Annotated in this window: 18 protein-coding genes; 11 read left to right on the top strand and 7 right to left on the bottom strand. The window is 76.5% G+C overall.

Features of this window, described 5'->3' with window-relative positions:
* Nucleotides 1-9: 9 nt before the first annotated feature.
* A complete protein-coding gene (locus tag ECOMGDLI_RS14465) occupies nucleotides 10-459 on the bottom strand; it encodes a hypothetical protein (protein WP_088317532.1) in 450 nt (149 codons plus the stop codon).
* Nucleotides 460-563: 104 nt separating this feature from the next.
* Between ECOMGDLI_RS14465 and ECOMGDLI_RS14460 the strand changes: the two genes are divergently transcribed.
* From ECOMGDLI_RS14460 to ECOMGDLI_RS34650, 4 genes are all read left to right on the top strand, one after another.
* Entirely contained in the window at nucleotides 564-1445 is an 882-nt protein-coding gene (locus tag ECOMGDLI_RS14460; protein ID WP_088317531.1) for a hypothetical protein, read from the top strand.
* A 115-nt stretch (nucleotides 1446-1560) separates the two neighbouring features.
* Nucleotides 1561-3159 (top strand): FG-GAP-like repeat-containing protein, encoded by a 1599-nt coding sequence (locus tag ECOMGDLI_RS14455; protein ID WP_088317530.1) that lies wholly within the window; start codon nucleotides 1561-1563, stop codon nucleotides 3157-3159.
* A gap of 68 nt (nucleotides 3160-3227) precedes the next feature.
* Entirely contained in the window at nucleotides 3228-4235 is a 1008-nt protein-coding gene (locus ECOMGDLI_RS14450; RefSeq protein ID WP_088317529.1) for an NUDIX domain-containing protein, read from the top strand.
* 360 nt (nucleotides 4236-4595) lie between these two features.
* Complete coding sequence (locus tag ECOMGDLI_RS34650) at nucleotides 4596-4937, top strand: hypothetical protein (protein ID WP_088317528.1); 342 nt, start codon at nucleotides 4596-4598, stop codon at nucleotides 4935-4937.
* A 32-nt stretch (nucleotides 4938-4969) separates the two neighbouring features.
* Here the strand turns inward: ECOMGDLI_RS34650 and ECOMGDLI_RS14440 are convergent, their stop codons facing one another.
* The 4 genes from ECOMGDLI_RS14440 to ECOMGDLI_RS14425 form a co-directional block, all read right to left on the bottom strand.
* Nucleotides 4970-5716 carry a metallophosphoesterase gene (locus ECOMGDLI_RS14440; protein ID WP_369812751.1) on the bottom strand — a complete coding sequence of 249 codons (747 nt, stop codon included), beginning with the start codon at nucleotides 5714-5716 and terminating at the stop codon, nucleotides 4970-4972.
* Entirely contained in the window at nucleotides 5716-6030 is a 315-nt protein-coding gene (locus ECOMGDLI_RS14435) for a hypothetical protein (protein ID WP_088317526.1), read from the bottom strand. The genes ECOMGDLI_RS14440 and ECOMGDLI_RS14435 overlap by 1 nt, the downstream gene beginning before the upstream one ends.
* A 238-nt stretch (nucleotides 6031-6268) precedes the next feature.
* Nucleotides 6269-8113, bottom strand: a complete 1845-nt coding sequence (locus ECOMGDLI_RS14430; RefSeq protein WP_088317525.1) for a hypothetical protein — start codon at nucleotides 8111-8113, stop codon at nucleotides 6269-6271.
* Nucleotides 8110-8781, bottom strand: a complete 672-nt coding sequence (locus tag ECOMGDLI_RS14425) for an ABC transporter ATP-binding protein (RefSeq protein ID WP_369812750.1) — start codon at nucleotides 8779-8781, stop codon at nucleotides 8110-8112. Before ECOMGDLI_RS14425 ends, ECOMGDLI_RS14430 begins: the two co-directional genes overlap by 4 nt.
* Nucleotides 8782-8838: 57 nt before the next feature.
* Here ECOMGDLI_RS14425 and ECOMGDLI_RS14420 point away from each other — a divergent pair, with 57 nt between their 5' ends.
* Entirely contained in the window at nucleotides 8839-9786 is a 948-nt protein-coding gene (locus ECOMGDLI_RS14420) for an MBL fold metallo-hydrolase (RefSeq protein WP_088317524.1), read from the top strand.
* Between the two features lie 25 nt (nucleotides 9787-9811).
* Here ECOMGDLI_RS14420 and ECOMGDLI_RS14415 read toward each other — a convergent pair whose 3' ends face one another.
* Together ECOMGDLI_RS14415 and ECOMGDLI_RS14410 are read right to left on the bottom strand one after the other, a co-directional pair.
* A complete protein-coding gene (locus tag ECOMGDLI_RS14415) occupies nucleotides 9812-11155 on the bottom strand; it encodes a glycoside hydrolase family 15 (protein WP_088317523.1) in 1344 nt (447 codons plus the stop codon).
* A gap of 56 nt (nucleotides 11156-11211) precedes the next feature.
* Nucleotides 11212-12165 (bottom strand): serine protease, encoded by a 954-nt coding sequence (locus tag ECOMGDLI_RS14410; RefSeq protein WP_158221006.1) that lies wholly within the window; start codon nucleotides 12163-12165, stop codon nucleotides 11212-11214.
* Between the two features lie 151 nt (nucleotides 12166-12316).
* Between ECOMGDLI_RS14410 and ECOMGDLI_RS14405 the strand changes: the two genes are divergently transcribed.
* The 6 genes from ECOMGDLI_RS14405 (at nucleotide 12317) to ECOMGDLI_RS14380 (ending at nucleotide 18717) form a co-directional block, all read left to right on the top strand.
* Nucleotides 12317-13567, top strand: a complete 1251-nt coding sequence (locus tag ECOMGDLI_RS14405) for an AGE family epimerase/isomerase (protein ID WP_088317521.1) — start codon at nucleotides 12317-12319, stop codon at nucleotides 13565-13567.
* Nucleotides 13568-13726: 159 nt separating this feature from the next.
* On the top strand, nucleotides 13727-14722 hold the full coding sequence (locus tag ECOMGDLI_RS14400; RefSeq protein WP_088317520.1) for an ABC transporter ATP-binding protein: 996 nt from the start codon (nucleotides 13727-13729) through the stop codon (nucleotides 14720-14722).
* Nucleotides 14723-14814: 92 nt separating this feature from the next.
* Complete coding sequence (locus ECOMGDLI_RS14395) at nucleotides 14815-15615, top strand: ABC transporter permease (protein WP_088317519.1); 801 nt, start codon at nucleotides 14815-14817, stop codon at nucleotides 15613-15615.
* 32 nt (nucleotides 15616-15647) lie between these two features.
* Nucleotides 15648-16367, top strand: coding sequence for a response regulator transcription factor (locus ECOMGDLI_RS14390; protein WP_088317518.1), 720 nt, complete (start codon nucleotides 15648-15650; stop codon nucleotides 16365-16367).
* The gene (locus ECOMGDLI_RS14385; RefSeq protein WP_088317517.1) at nucleotides 16364-17788 is read left to right on the top strand and encodes a HAMP domain-containing sensor histidine kinase; all 1425 of its coding nucleotides are present in this window, start codon (nucleotides 16364-16366) and stop codon (nucleotides 17786-17788) included. Before ECOMGDLI_RS14390 ends, ECOMGDLI_RS14385 begins: the two co-directional genes overlap by 4 nt.
* Nucleotides 17788-18717: a hypothetical protein gene (locus ECOMGDLI_RS14380; RefSeq protein WP_143447712.1), complete on the top strand. Its 930-nt coding sequence runs from the start codon at nucleotides 17788-17790 to the stop codon at nucleotides 18715-18717. Before ECOMGDLI_RS14385 ends, ECOMGDLI_RS14380 begins: the two co-directional genes overlap by 1 nt.
* Nucleotides 18718-18941 lie beyond the last annotated feature (224 nt).

Raw genomic sequence — 18941 nt, 5'->3', positions numbered from 1 at the left:
CCCGGTCGGTCACCGCCCGCCCACCAGGGCACGACCGAGGCGCCGGAGCACCAGCAGGGCCTTCGCCACGACACCACCGAGGAGGGCGCCGAGGGGTGCGCCGACGACGACGGCGAGCCCGAGCCCGAGCCACGGCGTCACCACGGAGCCCAGCAGGCCGGCCGCCCCGAACCCCAGCCCGGCCCCGATGAGGACGACGGTCCGGCCGCGGGGCAGGGGTGCCGCGACGTCGCCCGGGTCGGGCGGGGTGAAGGCCATGAGCAGCCACAGGGCGCAGAAGGCCCCGACGGCGACGAACAGGGCGACGAGCGGTCGGCCGGAGGCCCACCAGGCGGCACCGGCGAAGGACACGGCGAGGACCGCGGCGACGATCAGGGCCCACGCCCCGTCCGCCTCTTCGCGCTCCTCGGCCGACAGCGGCCGCCGGGGTCCGGACGAGCTCTCCCCGAGATCACTCATGCCTCGATCTTGGCCGGATCGAGGTGGATCTGTCACGGTTCGCGGCGCGAAACCTCCACCGTAGGTGTGACAACCGGCCCGCTCCGACGCGCGTCCTTGCGTACATGGGCAGGGGAGGGATCGCCGCCGGGCCGTCGACGGACCCCGGTGCCGACGGCACCGTGCCCCAGGACGGCGCTCGGGAGCCGCTCCCGGACGTGCCGGACGGCGCGACCGTGTACGGCTACCCGCGGCCGTCGGCCGGCCCCCGGCTGCGGCTGACCCGGCGCGGCCGGCAGGCGGTCCTCGGCGCCGCCCTCGTGCTCGTGCTCCTCGTGGGCACGGCCGCCGTCCGGGTCGTCGGCTGGCCGGACGCGTGGCTGCCGGGCCTGCTCGGCGGTCCGTCCTGCTCCGTGACGACGGCGGACGGCGAGCGCCGGCTCGAGCCCGAGGAGGCGAAGCGACTCACGAGCGCAGCCCTGGCGAAGACCCTGCCGGTGGGGCTGCCGGCGGCCGACCGGGCCGTCGTCACCGCGCTCCGCACCCGCGACGGGGCGCTCTCCTGCACCGTGTCGGCGGCCGAGCGGCGCTCCCGCGACGACCTCGCCCGCGAGGACGAGACCGCGAGCGGCCTCACGCCGCGGGCGGAGGGCGTCCGGACGGCCCTGCGCGGCGCGGCCGGCAAGCTCGCGCTCGGCGGGTTCGAGCCCGGCGGGGTGTCGACCGGCCACATGCCCGGGTCGGCGCACTACGAGGGTCGCGCCGTCGACGTGTTCTTCCGCCCGGTGTCCGCGCAGACGTCGCGGCGGGGCTGGCTCGTCGCGCAGTGGCTCGTCGCGCACGCGGACGAGCTCGACGTCGACAACGTCATCTTCGACGACCGGATCTGGACGGCGTCCCGGTCCTCTGCAGGGTGGCGGCCCTACGTGCCGCCGCAGGGCCCGACGCGCAACGCGGTCCTGCGCCACCTCGACCACGTGCACGTCGACGTGGCGCGCGGGACGTGACGACCCGTCAGGGGCACGGACGCTCTCTGACAAAGACTGGACAGGTGCTGCAAGGCCCGGATCACGCCACGGACGGCGAACTAGCGTTGAACTACCGCCTCCTGGGGAGGACAACATGAACAGGCGGACACTTCTCATCTCCTGCGTCACCGCCGTCGCCGCACTCGCGGCCGCGGGGGTCGGCGCCGTCGCGGTCTCGCCGTCCGCACGGGCCGCGGCGCCGTACGTGTACGACATCTCGTGGCCGCAGTGCCCCGGTCCCGGCTCGCAGCCGATGCCGTCGCCCGCGAACACGTCCTTCGTCATCATCGGGCTGACCCGCGGGCTCGCGTTCACCGAGAACCCCTGCGTCGACGACCAGCGCCAGTGGTCGATCGACAACGCGAAGCCGGCCCACGCGTACACGATGGCGACGTACCCGACGGCCGCGCAGATCACGCAGTACGGCACCTCGGGCGGGCCGTGGACCGGCTCGACCGACGCCGGCAAGCTCCGCAACGTCGGGTACGCCGAGGCCAAGTACGCCGCGGCGACCCTCAGCGACATCGGCTGGAAGCCGTCGACGGTCTGGATCGACGTCGAGCCCCGCTCGTCCCAGGCCTGGCCGGCGGCCACGACCCGGGCCGCCATGCAGCGCAACCGGTTCGTCGTCGAGGGCCTCATGCGGGGCCTCGAGGACAGCGGCTACGCGATCGGGATCTACTCCAACGCCGGGCTGTGGAACACGGTCGTCGGACCGTGGTGGCTGCCCGGCGTCCCGGCCTGGGTGGCCACGGGACGGCACGGCGAGGCGACGGCCGTCGCCGCCTGCAGCGCGACGAGCTTCTCGGGCGGCAAGACCTTCCTCACGCAGTGGACCGACGGGACGTACGACTTCAACGCCAAGTGCTCCGCGTGGACGGCGAACCCGGCGAAGGCTCCCGCGCCGTCCGTGGCGAACGACGTCAACGGCGACTGGAAGAACGACCTCCTCGCCCGGCAGTCGTCGACGTCGCAGCTGTGGCTCTACAAGGGCAACGGCGCGAAGACGGGCAACGTCTTCCAGCCCCGGGTCGCCGCGGGGACGTTCTCGAAGACGTCGTACAACCTCGTGGAGACCGCGGGTGACCTCACCGGTGACGGCAAGGTCGACCTGCTCGTCCGGAGCACCGGCGGCACGCTGTGGCTCTACCCCGGTACCGGGGGAACGACGTGGGGCACCCGCCGGAGCCTCGGCACCGGCTGGAGCGGGATGACGGCGATCACCGGCATCGGTGACTTCACCGGTGACGGGAAGCCGGACCTCGTCGCGCTCCAGAAGTCCAACGGCGTGCTCTACCTGTACCCGGGCAACGGGTCCGGCGGGCTGCGGGCGCGGTCGGCGCTCAAGAGCGGCTGGAGCGGCATGGACCGCGTCGTCGGCGTCGGCGACATGACGCTCAACGGCATCCCGGACCTCGTCGTGCGCCAGGCCTCGACCGGCACGCTGTACCTCTACCCCGGCTACGCGAACGGCGCGCTCGGCACCCGGGTGACGATCGGGACCGGCTGGAACGCGATGTGGCTGTTCGCCGGCGTCGGCGACATGACCGGGGACGGCGTCCCCGATCTCGTGACGCGTGCGAAGTCGACGAGCGGCGGCGGGCTGTGGCTGTACCCGGGTCTCACGACCGGGAAGCTCGGCCCGAGGCGCTCGATCGGCAGCGGCTGGCAGATCATGAACCAGATCGCGTGACCGCCTGATCCCGTTGGCCTGTCGGCCCGTCGGGCCTGCCGGGCGGGGACGTCTGGCAGGCTCGGCGGGTGACCGACCCGCTCGCCGTCCTCGCGCGGCTGTACGCCGGGACGCCGGGCCTCGTCCACCGGGCCGGCGCGACGTACCCGGTCGCCGCCCGGCGACTGCCCGGGGCCCGTGTCGTCCTCGACGACCGGCCGCGGGTGGTGGATGCGGTGCTCGCCGAGGGCGGCCGGCCGTTCCTCGACGGGTTGCGCGCCGGCGGGCGGGTGCACGACGGGGCGGTCCTGTGCCTGGACCGGGTCGAGACACCGGACGGTGCGGGCGGCTCCGGCGGGGCGGTGGTCCGCGTCGTGCCCGGCGGGTACTTCGACATGCTCGCGACGTGCGACGCCGTGCGTGACGAGATCGTCCGCGCTGCAGCCGCTTCGGGTGACGGCACGGACGATCGGCCGGACCCGACCTCGCTCGCGGACCTGCCGCTGCGCCATCGCGCGCACGAGGTCGCCGGTGACCCGACGACGAGCGGCACGGGCCGTGCCGCCGCGTTCGGGGTCTCGGTGCTGCTCGTGGTCCGGACCGGCATTGGAGACGACGGTCCCCACGGGGAGACGGGCGTCGTCCTCGGTCTGCGGAGCACCCGGGTCGGGACCGATCCGGGCCGCTGGCACGTCGCCCCGTCCGGGATGCTCGAGCCCGCCGGGGACGGCCGGCACCTCGCCACGACGGTCGCCACGGAGCTGCGCGAGGAGCTCGGCGTGCACCGGACGGTGGGCGAGGTCGAGGCGTCGCTCCGGGTGCTCGGCCTCGTCACCGACCTCGCACGGCTGCGCCCGGACGTCGTCGTCCTGCTCGACCTCGCCGCCGTCGACCGCCGCCCGGATGCCGCAGAGCTCCTGGCGGGCGAGGAGTTCGAGACGCTCGAGATCGTGCCCCTGACACCGCCCGCCCTCGCCACGCTCTGGGCGGGCCGGCCGCCGACGGCTCTCACGGCCGCCGCCGCGGGCGCCCTCGCGCTCCTCGAGGACCACCTCGGCGGGGACGCACGGACCGGTCTCGGACCGGCAGCTCCGTAGGTTCGGAACGGCGCAGGCTCGTCGGCCGCAGCGCGGGTCGCGGCGGACGCCCGGGCAGGATCGGGGTGCGGGAGTGCGGTGCGAACGCGCCCGGTGCGGGTGGTCCACGGGGTCGTGCCCAGTGCATCCCCAGTCCACCCGTCCCGCTGCACCCATCGCTGCACGGCCGCTCCCGACGCGCCGTGCAGCCGTGGGTGCAGGATCAGCGGGGTGGGAGCACCCGCGCAGCTGCACCCATCGGTGCACGCCCGCGACGCGGGTGCCCGTGCAGCCGTGGGTGCATCCCCCGGGGGCCGCCGCCGGAGCGCCGGCCCGCGAGCAGCTCGTCGAGCGTGTGGCATGACATGAGAAGGTGCGCCGATGGCAGACCTCCAAGAGGCCCTCGCAACGTTCTGGGGCATCGAAGGGGCCCGGATCACGCCGCTGACCGGCGGCATGAACTCCCGGACCTGGTCGGTCGAGCACCAGGGGTCGACCTACGTCGCCAAGTCGGTGCCGGCGACCGCGCTCGCGGACCTCGTCGCGGGAGCCGGCGAGCTGCGGCACCTCGACTTGTTCCGCCGCGTGCGGGCCGCCGTCCAGGGCGTGTACTTCGCCGGGCGGGTCGCCGCGGACGACCTCACCGGTGGCATCGACCCGGCCGAGAACACCAAGGGCCTGGACGACGCCCGGCGCCTTCTCACCGACCTTGGCGTCACCTGACTGTGCGGGTTGCTCTGTCCCGCAGCCCCTCGCTACCGCCCGACGAGCACCCGCGTCGACGACACCTCGTACACCGCGTACGCCGCCCGGATCACCGGCTGCGCGACGTTGCGGACCCGCACCCCGCCGAGCGTCATGCCCTTCTCCCGCCCCGCGTGCGCATGCCCGTGCACGGCGAGGTCGCAGCCCCCGGCGTCGATGGCCTCGCCGAGCAGGTAGTTCCCGAGGAACGGCCAGATCTCTGACGGCTCCCCCAGCAGCGTCTCGTCGACCGGCGCGTAGTGCGTGAGCGCGACCTTGACGTCGACGGCGTCGTCGAGGTCGTCCAGGCACCGCAGGGCCCGCGCGAGCTGCTCGGCGCCCTCCCGGCCGTGCCGGCTGAACGCCCTCATCTCCGGCTCGCCGAAGTCGCTGCCGCAGCGGCCGGCGAACCCCAGCCCGAAGCCCTTCACCCCGCCGATCCCGAGCCGCCCGGCGGGCAGGTCGAGCACGAGCCCCTCCCCCTCGAGCACGGTCACCCCGGCCTCGACGAGCAGGTCGGCGACCTTGGCCTCGGCCCCGCTGTGGTAGTCGTGGTCGCCGAGGACAGCGACGACGGGCAGCCCGAGGTCGGCGTACTCGCTGGCGACGACGACGGCCTCCTCGGGCGTCCCGTGGCGGGTGAGGTCGCCGGCGAGCAGCAGGACGTCGGCGTGCTCGGCGACCCCCTCCAGCCCGGCGCGGTGCCGGCCCGCGACGTCCGGTGCGAGGTGGACGTCCCCGACGGCGGCGACCCGGATCACCGGATCACCTCGGCACCGTGCGGCGGCGTCGACAGGTCGCCGTCGGTGAGCCGTGTCTCGTCGACGACGGGGCAGCCCGGGCAGGCCGCGCGGACGAGCGCGAGGACGGCGTCCCGGCGGCCCGGGCTCGCCACGGTGCCCTGGACGACGATCCGCCCGCCGCGCACGGACAGCCGCACGCCCAGCTCGGTGATGCTGTCGTCCTCGCAGATCCTGCGCTCGAGGTCCTTGAGCGCGTAGGTGTCGGGCAGTGCGCAGGCGTCGGGTGCCCCCTCGACGACCGTCCGGGACGGTCCGGTCCCTTCGCTCACAACGGCGTCCTCCCGTGCTCATCCGTCGGACCGTCGTGCTCGGGCCCGCTACGTCAGTGGTGCGGTGCGCCGGCCGTCGTGCCCCTCGCGCGACGTGCGGCCCCCCGTACCTGGTCCTCTGCCCCGGAGCGGTCCGGGCATTCGCCCTCGGGCCACGCGATGCGCGGGCACCTTTGCGGCAGGTCCGGTCAGGTCCGGTCAGGTCCGGTCAGATCCGCTCAGGTCCGGTCGGGTCAGGTCAGGCCCGGAGCATCGCCTCGGCGCGGATGCCCGCCCACGAGAGCATGGCGACCGCACCGACCGCCGTCACGGTGCCCGCCACCGACCAGCCGAGCAGGGTCGGCACGAGCAGGAGGACGGCGACGATCGGCGCCCGGGCGTACCAGGCGAGCAGCGACGCCGGCCCCGGGTCGCCCATCGGCGAGCCGGCACCCGACGCGAGCAGGGTGAGCGGCGCGTCGCCGCGGTAGGCGCTGACGAGGGCCGCACCGACCATGACCGGCAGCGCAGGCAGCGCGGCCACGAGCCCCATCCGGACGACGGACGTGTCGAACGGCAGCACCGCCACGCCGTCCGCCCCGCCGCCGGAGAACACGCCGGACGCCCCGGCCCAGGGAGTGACCCCGGTGAGCCCCCACGTGACGAGCAGCGCCGCGACGAGCAGCACGGCGAGGACCACGACCGGGACGACGGCGTGCGCCAGCGCCTGCCGGGTCGCGGCGGTGGGGCGGATCCGCAGCCGGCGGACGTCGTCCGCGTCGAGCCGGGCCGGCTCCGCGAGCTGGGCGGCCGACAGGTAGAGCGCGACGAGCCCGGGCACACCGAGGAGCACCTTCTCCCCGAGCCGGGCGCGTTCCGCCGTCCGCGGGAGCAGGGCCGGGTCGAGCGGGCCGACCCCGGCCCGCCAGGAGGCCGCGAGCAGGGCCACGGCGGCGACCAGCCACAGCACCGACCACACGAGCCGGGACGGCGCCCGGAGCAGGGCCGTCGCGTCCCGCCACGGCCCGACGAGCCAGCGCTGCCGCGGCACCGCCAGCCGCACCCGGGTGGACGGCGCGTGGCCCTGCGCGGCGAGCACGGTGAGCCGGGCCCGGCGCGGCTGGAGCGAGAGGATCGAGGCCCCGACGAGGGCGACCGCGTCGGCGCGGTCGCGCAGCGTCCGGGCCTCGAGGGTCGCGACCCGGCCGTCGACGTGCCGGACGAGCAGCGCGGTCGCGAGCAGGGCGAGCACGAGCCCGGCGGGCCACAGCGCGTCGACGCCGCCCGGTGCCCGCCCGGGCAGCGCCGCGACGAGCGGCTGGACCGCCCAGCCCCACGGCCCGCTCCACAGCAGCACCGCGGCGACGACCCCGTCGACGCCGACCCCGCCGCCGGCGAGAGAGTCCTGCGCCCCGCCACGGCCGGCCCGCGCCGCGAGCACCGCGGCCCCGAGGACGACACCCGGCGCGACCCACAGCAGCGCGGCCCGGCGCAGCGGGCGCCGCGTGGTCTCCGCGACCCCGCCGAGCGCCGTCCCGCCGGCCCCGAGCAGCAACCCGGCGACGGCACCCCCGGCCGCGACCTCCCCGGCCGTCCCGCCGGAGACGACCCGGCCGACGATGCCGAGCAGGCCCCCGACGACGACGCCGGACGCCGCCCCGAGCGCGAGCGCCGTCCGCCAGCGCGGCACGAGCAGCGCCCTGCGGTGGGTCGGCGACGGCAGCAGCCAGGCGGCCGTCGGGCGGTCGACCACGGCCGGCCCGCGCCACCCGCCGTCCCGGAGGAACCCGACGAGCACGAGCATCCCCAGCCCGACGCCCGCGAGCGCCCAGGCCGGTGCCGTCCGCTCCGAGGCCACGGGGACGGGCTGCACGAGCGCGTACCAGACGTACGGCACGACGTAGACGAGCGCGACGACGAGGGCCACGTACGCCGTGTACGCGGCGCTGCCGATCTTGCGGCGGCGCTCGGCGGCCCGCAGCCGGCGCAGGAAGGCGAACGTCTCCGCGGTGAGGTCGTCCCAGTACGGGTCCTCGCGCGCGGGGAGGTCGTCCTCGTCCGGCTCGTCGGAGCCCGGCGCGGGGCGGTCGGCGGCGTGCGTCATCGGCCGTCGGCGAAGACGTCGTCCGGGGTCCCCTCCGCGAGCACCAGGCCGTCCTCGAGCACGACGACCCGGTCGGCGACCGCGCGCGCCAGCTCGCGGTGGTGGGTCGCGAGGAGGACGGCGGTGCCGTCCTCGCGCTCGGCGGAGAGCCGGTCCGCGAGCCGGCCCCGGGCGCCGGGGTCGAGCCGCTGCTCCGGCTCGTCGAGCACGAGCAGGTCGCGCGGGCGGACGAGCGCGGACGCCAGGAGCATCGCCTGGTGCTGCCCGGAGGACAGCGACGACGGCAGCGCGTCCGCCTTGTCGACGAGGTGGCGGTCCTCGAGGGCCCAGTCGACCCAGGCGGCGGCCTCGTCGCCGACGCCGTGCGAGACCGCGACGAGCATGAGGTGCTCGCGGACGGTGAGGTCGGGGTAGGTGGCGGCGACGTCCCCGACGACGGCGATCCGGGCCCGCGCGTGCAGGTCCTCCTCGTCGAGGACGTGCCCGTCGAACGTCACCGTGCCGGACGACGGCTTGTCGCGCCCCGCGGCGATCCGCAGCAGCGTCGACTTGCCGGAGCCGTTGATGCCGAGCAGGGCCACGCACTCGCCCGCCGCGACGTCGAGGCTCACCGGGTGCAGCACGACCCGGTCGCCGTAGCTGCGGCTGACGCCGTCGAGACTGAGCAGGACTGCCACGACGCGCAGCCTATGCCGCCGCCGGGGCGCCCCGGCTAGTGTGCCCCGGTGTCCTCCCGCGAGCTGGTCATCCTCGGCACGGCATCGCAGGTCCCGACGCGAACCCGCAACCACAACGGCTACGTCCTGCGGTGGGACGGCCTGACGATCCTCTTCGACCCGGGCGAGGGCACCCAGCGCCAGCTGCTCCTCGCGGGCGTGAGCGCGGCGTCGGTCGACCGGATCTGCCTGACGCACCTGCACGGCGACCACAGCCTCGGCCTGCCGGGGGTCCTCGCGCGGCGGGCCGTCGACGACGCCCCGGGGCCGGCGGTGCTGCACTTCCCCGCCGCCTCGTTGCGCGACGTCCGGGTGCTGCGGCACGCCGGGGCCCCGGCCGGGCCGGTGCCTGCGGTCGAGGTGCCCGTCGAGTCGGACGGCGTCCAGGCCCGCGGGCTCGCCGGCGGCAGCGAATGGGTGCTCACGGCGGCCGCGCTGGACCACCGGATCCCGGCGGTCGGGTACCGGGTCGAGGAGCCGGACGGCGTGACCTTCCGACCCGAGCGGCTCGTGGCGCTCGGGATCTCGGGACCGGACGTCGGCCGGCTCGCCGAGACCGGGGAGATCGCGATCGGCAACCGGGTCGTGCTCCTCGACGAGGTGACGCAGCCGCGCCGCGGGCAGTCGGTCGCCGTCGTCATGGACACCCGGGTGTGCGCCGGGGCCGTCGAGATCGCCCGCGACGTCGACGTCCTGCTCTGCGAGAGCACGTACCTCGACGTCGACGCCGACCTCGCCGCGGCGTACGGGCACCTCACGGCCCGGCAGGCCGCCGAGATCGCCGTCGCGGCGGGGGCCCGGCTGCTCGCGCTGACCCACTTCTCCCGCCGCTACGGGGACGACGTCGAGCAGTTCGCCGTCGAGGCCCGGCGCGCGGTCCGGGCGGCCGGCGCGGACCTCGAGGTGGTCGCCGTCCGCGACCTCGACCGGCTCGCGCTGCCGGCCCGGCGGGCCTGACCCTCGCAGCGGCCCGACCGTCCGCTCAGCCCCCGGCGGTGCAGCCCGTCCCCGCGGTCCCGTCGAGCTCGTGCAGCGTGAGGAGCACGAGCGCGGCGGTCCAGGCGAGCGGCGCGACGCCGGCCGGGCGGCCGTCGGCGAGCACCTTCTCGGGCAGCGAGCCGAGCGGCGTCCGCCGGGAGTCCAGCCAGGTGAGCCGCTGCACGGCCTCCGCCCGGTCGCCCGAGGCGGCGGCCCCGAGCGCGAACAGCGCGGTCTCCGGCGTCCAGCTCACGGTCTGCTCGCGCCACTGCTCGCCCGGGGCGAGCCCGCCGCCGGGGCGGGCCAACCGGGCCGGTGCGGCCCGGAACGCCGCGACGACCTGCGGGTCCGCGACCGGCTGGAACGGCGGCATCATCATCGCCACGGCGCTGTCGGCGCCGCCGCGGTCCGGGTAACGCTGGTAGCCGGAGCCTGCGAACCGGTCCCGGACCGTGGCCGTGAGCCGCTCGGCCGCCCCCTGCGTCCGGAGGGCCCGGCCCGGCTCGCCGAGCACCGTGTAGAGCTCGGACGCCGCGTGCAGCCCGGCGATCATCGGCGCGACGCTGCCGAGGGTCACCCGGCGCTCGCGGACCTCCCAGTAGTCCGGTGACGGCGGCGGCAGCTCCCGGCCGTCCGAGGTGACCCGGAGCAGGGCCGCGACGGACCGGTCGAGCAGCGCCCGCCGGGCCGCGACGACGCCCGCCCGGTCCTGCGGCGGGGTCGCCCGGGCGACCGCGGCGAGACCCCAGAGCGCCCACCCGCTGCCGTCGAGCTGGATGCCCCGGTCGTCGGGGGCGCCGGACCCGTCGGGGCGGTAGCGGGCCTCGAAGCGGCCGTCGCGACGCTGCTGCCGCTCGAGGAACGCCATGACCTGCGCGGCGTCGTCGACGTGCCCGGAGACGGCGAGCGCGGCGGCCCCGGCAGAGGCGTCCCGAGGCCAGACGTAGCGCCAGCGGTCGGTCCACCCGGCGACCATGGCACCGCCGGTGAGGGTCAGGACGCGCAGGTCGAGCAGGGCCGTCGCGGAGAGGTCGGCGAACCGGGTGCCGGCGCCGGGCACGCACGCGGCGGCCAGCCAGGCCTGCTCCTGCGCCGCCCGTGCGCGGACCCGGACGATCTCGGTGAGCGTCGCGTCCCGGGCCGGGAGCAGCACCCGGGTCCCGGGGTGGAACGGGTTCTCGCCGGCGTCCTTCCCGACGGGCAGCGGCACCCGGCCGCCGTCCGCGGCCACGCCGACGCCCACCGAGTACAGCGACGACGGGAGCGACGGCGCGCGGCCGCGCGGGACGAACCCCATGGTCGCCACCGCGACGACGACGACGCCGAGCACGGCGGCGGGCAGCCGCATCCTGCGCAGCCACGGGACCGCGGACGGGCCGGCGGCGGGTGGGTCCTCGGCGGCGCTCAGGGATGCTCCCGGATCGCGGCCGCGACGAGCTCGACGAGCCGGTGGCCGCCGCAGGCGCCGGACCGGTGCTCGTTCGACCAGCTCTGGACGGCGACGACGCTCGGCACCGGCTCCCCCGGCCACTGCGCGAGGACCGGCCCGCCGGACGAGCCGACGGCGACCGCCGCGGAGTGGAACATGACCTGGCTGTCGTCGCTCTGCTCGTCGTGCCCGTCGAGCGGGAGCCCCGACACGGCAACGGGTTCGGCGTGCGCGGCCGTCGCGCCGCGGTAGCCGACGAGCGTCCACAGCGGCTCGCCGTCCCACTCGTCGCGGTACCCGCGGACGCCGAGCCAGCCGACGTCGTCGCCGATCCGGCGGTCGAGCACGCAGATCGCGTAGTCGTAGCGCTCCTCGAACGGCTCGATGACCGGGGGGACGACGGCGAGCGCGTAGTGCACCGCGACACCGTCCGCGACGCCGTGCGGCGCCCGCCCCGGGCGCGCCGCCGGGGTGAACCGCAGCCAGCCCGGGACGGCCCGGTCCGGCGCGGGCCGGCCGCCCCGGCCCCAGGCGACGACGTGGCTCGCGGTGAGCACGTGCCGCGGCCCGACGAGGACGCCGCTGCCCCAGCCGCCCGGGACGTCGACCCGGCCGACCGCGGACCACGGCAGGCCGGCCCCCTCGATCGGCTGCGGCACCGGGCGGTTGTGCCCGCTGCCGGCGTCCCGCGCCGGGGCCGCGCCGCGCGGGGGCACCGCCCGGACCATGGGCAGGGTCGGCGGGACCGGCGGCAGCGGCTCCCAGCGCGGCAGCCACGGCCCCCCGCCGTCGTCCAGGGTCGGCCCCTGCGGGGCCCGGTCCCGGGTTCTCGCGCCGGCCGGCACGGTGACGGCGGACAACGGCCTGGCCGGCACCCCGCGCGGCAGCGGGGCGCCCCGCCGCAGCAGCCGGGAGAGCCAGGAGGTCACGGGCTCATCTTGACGCGCGGCTGCGCCGGAGGACACCACGTTCCGGGGTGCGTCCCGCCACGTGGCCCTCCGGCCGCGCCGCGGGACGGGCACTACCGTGAGCGCCGACCGGCCCCGAGGGCCACCGGACGGACGAGGAGAACCACCCGCCATGACGTGGCTGAACCGGCCCGCGCACTCCCGCTGGCTCGAGGCCGAGACGGACCGGCTGCTCGACTTCGCCCGGGCGTCGCGCCGTCCGGCCGGCGGGTTCGGGTGGCTCGACACGCAGGGCAGGCCCGACCCGGCGCACCCGGTCCACCTGTGGATCACGTGCCGGATGACGCACGTCTTCGCCCTCGGGACGCTCCTCGGCCGGCCGGGCTGCCGACCGCTCGTCGCGCACGGGGTCGCGGCGCTCACCGGGATGCTCCGCGACGACGCGCACGGCGGCTGGTTCGCGAGCGCGGACGACGACGGGCCGGTCTCGGACGCCAAGGAGGCGTACGGGCACGCGTTCGTCGTCCTCGGGACCTCCTCGGCCGTCCTCGCAGGAGCAGCCGGAGCGCAGGCGCTGCTCACCGAGGCCCTGCGGGTCGTCGACGAGCGGTTCTGGCGGGCGGACGACGGGATGGTCGTCGACTCCTACGACCGGGCCTGGACGGCGGCCGACCCGTACCGGGGCGTCAACGCGAACATGCACCTCGTCGAGGCCCTGCTCGCGGCCGCGGACGTCACCGCCGACCCGGGCCGGCTCGACCAGGCGCTGCGGGTCGCGGACAAGGTCATGCGTCTCGCCCGGACGACGGGCTGGATGATCCCCGAGCACTTCGACGCCGGCTGGCAACCGTTGCTCGAGTACAACGCCGAGACGCCGGCCGACCAGTTCCGGCCGTACGGCGTGACGGTCGGGCACGGCCTGGAGTGGTCGCGGCTCCTGCTCCACCTCGACGCCGCGCTCGACGCGGCGGCCGACCGGGACCCCGACCGGGCGGGGGCACCGGCGTGGCTGCGCGAGGCCGCCCGCGGCCTGTTCGCCGCCGCGACGACGCACGGCTGGGCCGTCGACGGGCACCCCGGCTTCGTCTACACCCACGGCTGGGACGGCGTCCCCGTCGTCCGGGAGCGGATGCACTGGGTGGCCGCCGAGGCGGTCGGGGCCGCGGCGACGCTGGCCCGGGTGACCGGGGAGCCGGAGTACGGCGCCTGGTACGAGACGTGGTGGGACCACGTCGCGACGCAGGTCGTCGACCGCGCGGGCGGCTCGTGGTGGCACGAGCTCGACCCGCAGGGGCGGCCGTCGTCCGCCGTCTGGGAGGGCAAGCCGGACGTCTACCACGCGCTGCAGGCGACCCTGATCCCCCGGCTGCCGGCCGCGCCGAGCCTCGCGTCGGCGCTCGCCCGGGGGCTGCTCGACGGCTGAGGGTCCTCCCGGTGAGCCGCTCTCACGCCGAGCGTCCTCACCCTGAGCCGTTCTCACGATCTGTGCGGCACCGGTCTTACCCGGCTCTCAGGTCCGGGAACCAACCTCCTGGAAGACCGCCTCCCCCGCGACGCCGGGGGCAGCCCACCAGGAGGAACCATGACGCTCGTCGACACCGATCCCCGCCCGACGGCCGCGGCGCCCGGCCCCGCGGCGACCGCCGCCGTCCGAACGACCGGCCTCACCAAGACCTACGGCGGCCGGACCGTCGTCGACGCGCTCGACCTCGAGGTCCCCGCGGGGGTGGTCTCCGGGTTCGTGGGCCCGAACGGCGCCGGCAAGACCACGACGATCCGGATGCTGCTCGGCCTCGTACGGCCGACGTCCGGCAGCGGCACCGTGCTCGGCGAGCCGCTCGCGCACCCGGCCCGCTACCTCGGCTCGGTCGGCGCGATGATCGAGGGGCCCGCGTTCACCCCGGCGCTCAGCGGGCGGGACAACCTGCTCGTCCTCGCCAGGGTCGGCGGGCTGCCGACCGCGCGGGTGCCTCAGGTGCTCGAGCGGGTCGGCCTCGGCGCCCGCGGCGACGACGCGTTCCGCTCGTACAGCCTCGGGATGAAGCAGCGGCTCGGCATCGCCGCGGCGCTGCTGCCGCAGCCGCGGCTGCTCGTCCTCGACGAGCCGACGAACGGCCTCGACCCGGCCGGCATCGCCCAGATGCGCGAGCTGCTCGCGAGCTTCCGCGACGAGGGCATGACGGTCCTCGTGTCGAGCCACCTGCTCGCCGAGGTCGAGCAGGTCGCCGACCACCTCGTGATGATCCGCCGGGGCCGGCTGGTGTTCCAGGGCTCCGTCGCCGACCTCGTCGCGACCCAGCACCCGCGGATCGTCCTGCGCACCGAGCGGCCGGAGGACGCCGACGTGCTCGCCGACGTCGCCGCCGCGCTCGACTGGCCCGCGACGAGCGCCGGCGGCGAGGTCACCGTGCCGCTGGCCGCGGGGACGCCGGACGGCGAGGCGTTCGCCCGCGCCGCCGAGCTGAACCGGCGTGCGCACGGCGTGGGCGTCGTCCTCACCCGGCTCGAGCTCGAGCGCCCGACCCTCGAGGACGCCTTCTTCTCCCTCACCGGTGCGGGGAGCGGCGACGTCCGCTGAGCCCGCGCTCCGGACCGCCTGCCCCGCAACAGCTCCCACGCCCTCCCACGTCCACGCCTTCCCACGTCCACGCCTTCCTCAGGAGACCTCCCATGTACGGATCCTTCCTCGCCGCCTGGACCAAGCTCCGCCGGCCCGCCCTGCTGTGGGGCACGTACGCCGCCACCGCGGCCGTCACCGCCCTCGTCACGACCCTGACGTTCGTCTTCGCCGACGCCGCGCCCGCGGCCGACGGGCCACCGAGGCCGGGCGGCGGGGCGACGGTCGAGAGCCTCTCCCAGGCGTCCGGGCTGCTCGCCGGGCTCAGCGGCGCCGTGGGCCTGTTCGGCATCATCGCGCTCTGCGTGGCCGCCGCCGCGATCGCCGGCGAGTACACGACCGGCACCCTGCGCAACCTGCTCATCCGGCAGCCGCACCGTTCCCGGTGGCTCGCCGGCACCTGGGCCGCGATCGTCACGTTCAGCGTCGGGGCGGTCCTCGCCGCGGCGGTCGTCGCCGCCGGGGTCGCGTCCGCGCTCGCCTCCGGCCAAGGCGTCGACACGACCGCGTGGTTCACCGCGGACGGCCTCACCGACTCGGTGCGGACCATCGGCGAGGTCGCGCTCGCGACCGCCGGCTACGCGACGCTGGGCAGCGCGCTCGGCATCCTCATGCGGGCGTCGATCCCCGCCGTCGCCGTCGGCTTCGGCTGGCTCTTCCTCGTCGAGACGATCATCGCCGGCACCGTCGACGGCTCGGCCCGCTGGCTGCCCGGCCAGCTGCTCTCGGCCATCGCGTCGAACGGGACCGCCGAGGTGACCCTCGCGGCGGCCCTCCTCACCGCCGGCGGGTACCTGCTCGTCAGTGCCGGCGCCGCGGCCGCGTCCTTCGCCCGCCGCGACGTCACGGCCTGACCTCCCGCCGCGACCCGCCCGCACCCGCGAGGATGGCCAGCATGTTGGTGCTCGTCGTCGAGGACGACCCCGCCGTGCGGGCCAGCCTCGAGCGCAGCCTGGAGTTCGAGGGCTACACCGTCGTCTCGGCGACGGACGGCGAGGCCGGGCTCGCGGCGGTGGCGACGCACCGGCCGGACCTCGTGCTCCTCGACCTCGGGCTCCCCAAGGTCGACGGCCTCGAGGTCTGCCGGCGGCTGCGGGCGGCCGGGGACGGCGTCCCCGTGCTCATGCTCACGGCCCGGGAGTCGACGGGCGACCGGGTCCGCGGCCTCGACGCCGGCGCGGACGACTACCTGCCCAAGCCGTTCGCCCTCGAGGAGCTGTTCGCCCGGGTCCGCGCGCTGCTGCGCCGGGCCGGGGCGACGGCCGAGGGCGGCAGGGTGCTCGTCGTCGACGACCTCCGGATGGACACCGCGGCGCGCGAGGTGACCCGGGCCGGTGAGCCGGTCCCGTTGACCCGCACCGAGTACGAGCTCCTCGAGTACCTCATGCTCCACCCGCGCCAGGTGCTCACCCGGGCGCAGATCCTCGCCGAGGTGTGGGGCTACGACTTCGACCCGGGCTCGAACACCCTCGAGGTCTACGTCGGGTACGTGCGGCGCAAGACCGAGGCGGGCGGGCGGCCGCGGCTGCTGCACACGGTGCGCGGTGTCGGGTACGTCGTCCGGCCCGCGAACGGCAGCGGCAGCGGCAGCGGGACGTCGGTGTGAGGCGGCTCGGGCGGCCCCGGTCGCTGCTGGCCCGGCTCGCGCTGCGGACGGCGGTCACCGGGTTCGGGTTCTTCCTCGTCGCGGGCGGAGCGGTCGTCGTGGTCGCCGCCCGGACCACCGTCTCGCAGGTCGAGGACCAGCTGCAGGCGGTCGCGAACGCCCTGGAGCGGCTCCCGGTCGGGGTGACGACCGACGCGACGACGTTCTGCGAGACCGTGACGACGCAGGCGCCGGTCGCGCTGAGCGGCCGGCGCCAGGTGCTCGTGCAGCTCACCGCGCCCGACGGCACGGTCTGCCGGGCGGACGGTGCCCCGGACCTCACCGTCGCCGAGCCGATGCCGGGCCGACTCCGGATGATCACCGGTTCCTCGCTGCCCGCGGTCCGCGGGGAGTTCGGCCAGCCGGTGCTCGTGCTCAGCCGCCCGCTCGACAACGGCTGGACCGCCCGCGTCGGCGGTGACCTCACCGACTTCGGCGTGCTCGCGCAACGGCTCTGGCTGACGCTGCTCGTCATCGGGCTGCCCGGTGCGCTGCTCGCCGTCCTCGCCGGGTACGCCGTGACCCGCAACGGGTTGCGGCCCGTGCGGGCGCTCGCCGACGCCGCCGAGACGATCGCCCGCACGCAGGACCTCACGGTGCGGGTCGAGGTGCCCGACGTGCCCGCCGAGGACGAGGTCGGCCGGCTCGCGACCGCGTTCACCGCCATGACCTCGGCGCTCGCGGACGCCCGCTCCCGGCAGGCCCGGCTCATCTCGGACGCGGGGCACGAGTTGCGGACGCCGCTGACCAGCCTGCGTGCCAACCTCGACCTCCTCGTCCGCAGCGAGCGCACCGGGCGGGCGCTGCCGGCGGCCCACCGCGAGGCGCTCCTCGCCGACGTCACGGGTCAGCTCGACGAGCTCTCCGGCCTCGTCTCCGAGCTCGTCGTCCTCTCCCACGACGAGCCGGCGCGGCCGCGCGCGGAGGTGCGCCTGGACGAGGTCGTCGTCACCGCCGTCGAGCGGGCCCGGCGCCGCGCGGGCGACCGCACCGTCGCGGCCGACCTGGTGCCGTGCACGCTCGCCGATGCGGACGCCGTCTCGCTCGAGCGGGCGGTGGTGAACCTCCTTGACAACGCGGTGAAGTTCTCGCCGCCGGCGTCGACGGTGTCGGTGCGGCTGGAGCCGGGCGGGCCCGACGCCGTCCGGCTGACGGTGGACGACGAGGGGCCCGGCATCGCGGCCGAGCACCGCACCGACGTCTTCGAGCGGTTCTGGCGCGCGGACGACGCCCGGTCGCTGCCGGGCAGCGGGCTGGGCCTGGCGATCGTCGCGGACGCGGCGTCCGCGCACGGCGGGACGGCGTCGGTCGAGGAGGCACCCGGCGGGGGGACCCGGGCCGTCGTGACGCTCCCGCTCGGGCCGCCGGCGCGTGACCGCTGATGGGCGCACGACCGGACGTCGTGGCGGCGCTGCCCGCGGAGCCCGGCACCTACCGTTTCCGCGACGAGGCCGGCCGGGTGCTCTACGTCGGGCGGGCCGGCGACCTGCGCCGCCGGGTGGCGTCGTACTGGGGTGCCCTGCGGGACCGCCCGCGGCTGCGCCGGATGGTGCCGCAGGTCGTCGCCGTCGAGGCGCTCGTGTGCGCGTCCGAGCACGAGGCGGCCTGGGTCGAGCGCAACCTGCTCGAACGCCGGCTGCCGCGGTGGAACCGGGCCCGCGGCGGGCTGGAGATCCCGACGTACCTGAGGCTCACGACGTCCCCGCGGTCGCCCGGTCTGGAGGCGGTGCACCTGCCGTCGTCCGGCCCGGACGTCGTCTGCTTCGGCCCGTACCTCGGCGGCGGCCAGGCCCGGCTCGCCGTCTCCGCGCTGCACCGGGTGCACCCGCTCGCGTACGCGGGCCGCACGCTCAGCGGCTCCGAGCGCGAGATGGCGAGGCTGCGCGGCGTCGACCACGCCCGGCTGCCCGACCTCGTCGACGCCGTGTCCGCCGTCCTGCACCGGGAGCCCGCCGCCGTGGCCGCCGTCCGCGCCGACCTGCTGGCCCGCCGGGACGCCGCCGTCGCGCACGAGCAGTTCGAGGTCGCGGCCAGGCTGCAGGAGGAGCTCGCCGCGGTCGACTGGGTCGTCGCGCCGCAACGGGTCACGGTCGACGGAGGCGGCGACCTCGCCCTGAGCGGCTGGTCCGACGGGGTGCTCGTGTCGTTCCGGGTGCGGGCCGGGCGGCTCGACGGGTGGGAGCAGCAGGTGTGCGACCGTCCGGCGGCCCCGGTCACCTGCCCCGACGCCTGGGAGCCGTTCGTCCGGCGTAACGCAGAGCTCGCCGCGGTTCTGCTGCGGTTGCCGGTCAGGGATCCGGCGGTCCGGTGAAGGCGCGCACGGGGTCGGACGAGTAGCGAACTGTCACGCAAAGTTGTTCTGCGGGAACGGGTCTCGCAGGGGACAGACTGTCGGACCCCGTCCCTAGTGTTGTTCTCGTGAGCAGCGACGAGCAGACAGAGGGCGAGGTGCCCGGCGGTGAGCCGGACGCCGCGGTGCCTGCTGCTCACGTGGTCTCGGACGGGTCGATGCCGGTGCACGACCTGCAGGCCGGG

The organism is Kineosporia sp. R_H_3 (genome assembly GCF_002198675.1).
Taxonomy (GTDB): Bacteria; Actinomycetota; Actinomycetes; order Actinomycetales; family Kineosporiaceae; genus R-H-3.
Note: the sequence above shows the minus strand (reverse complement) of the source record. Positions and strands in the feature narration are given on the sequence as shown.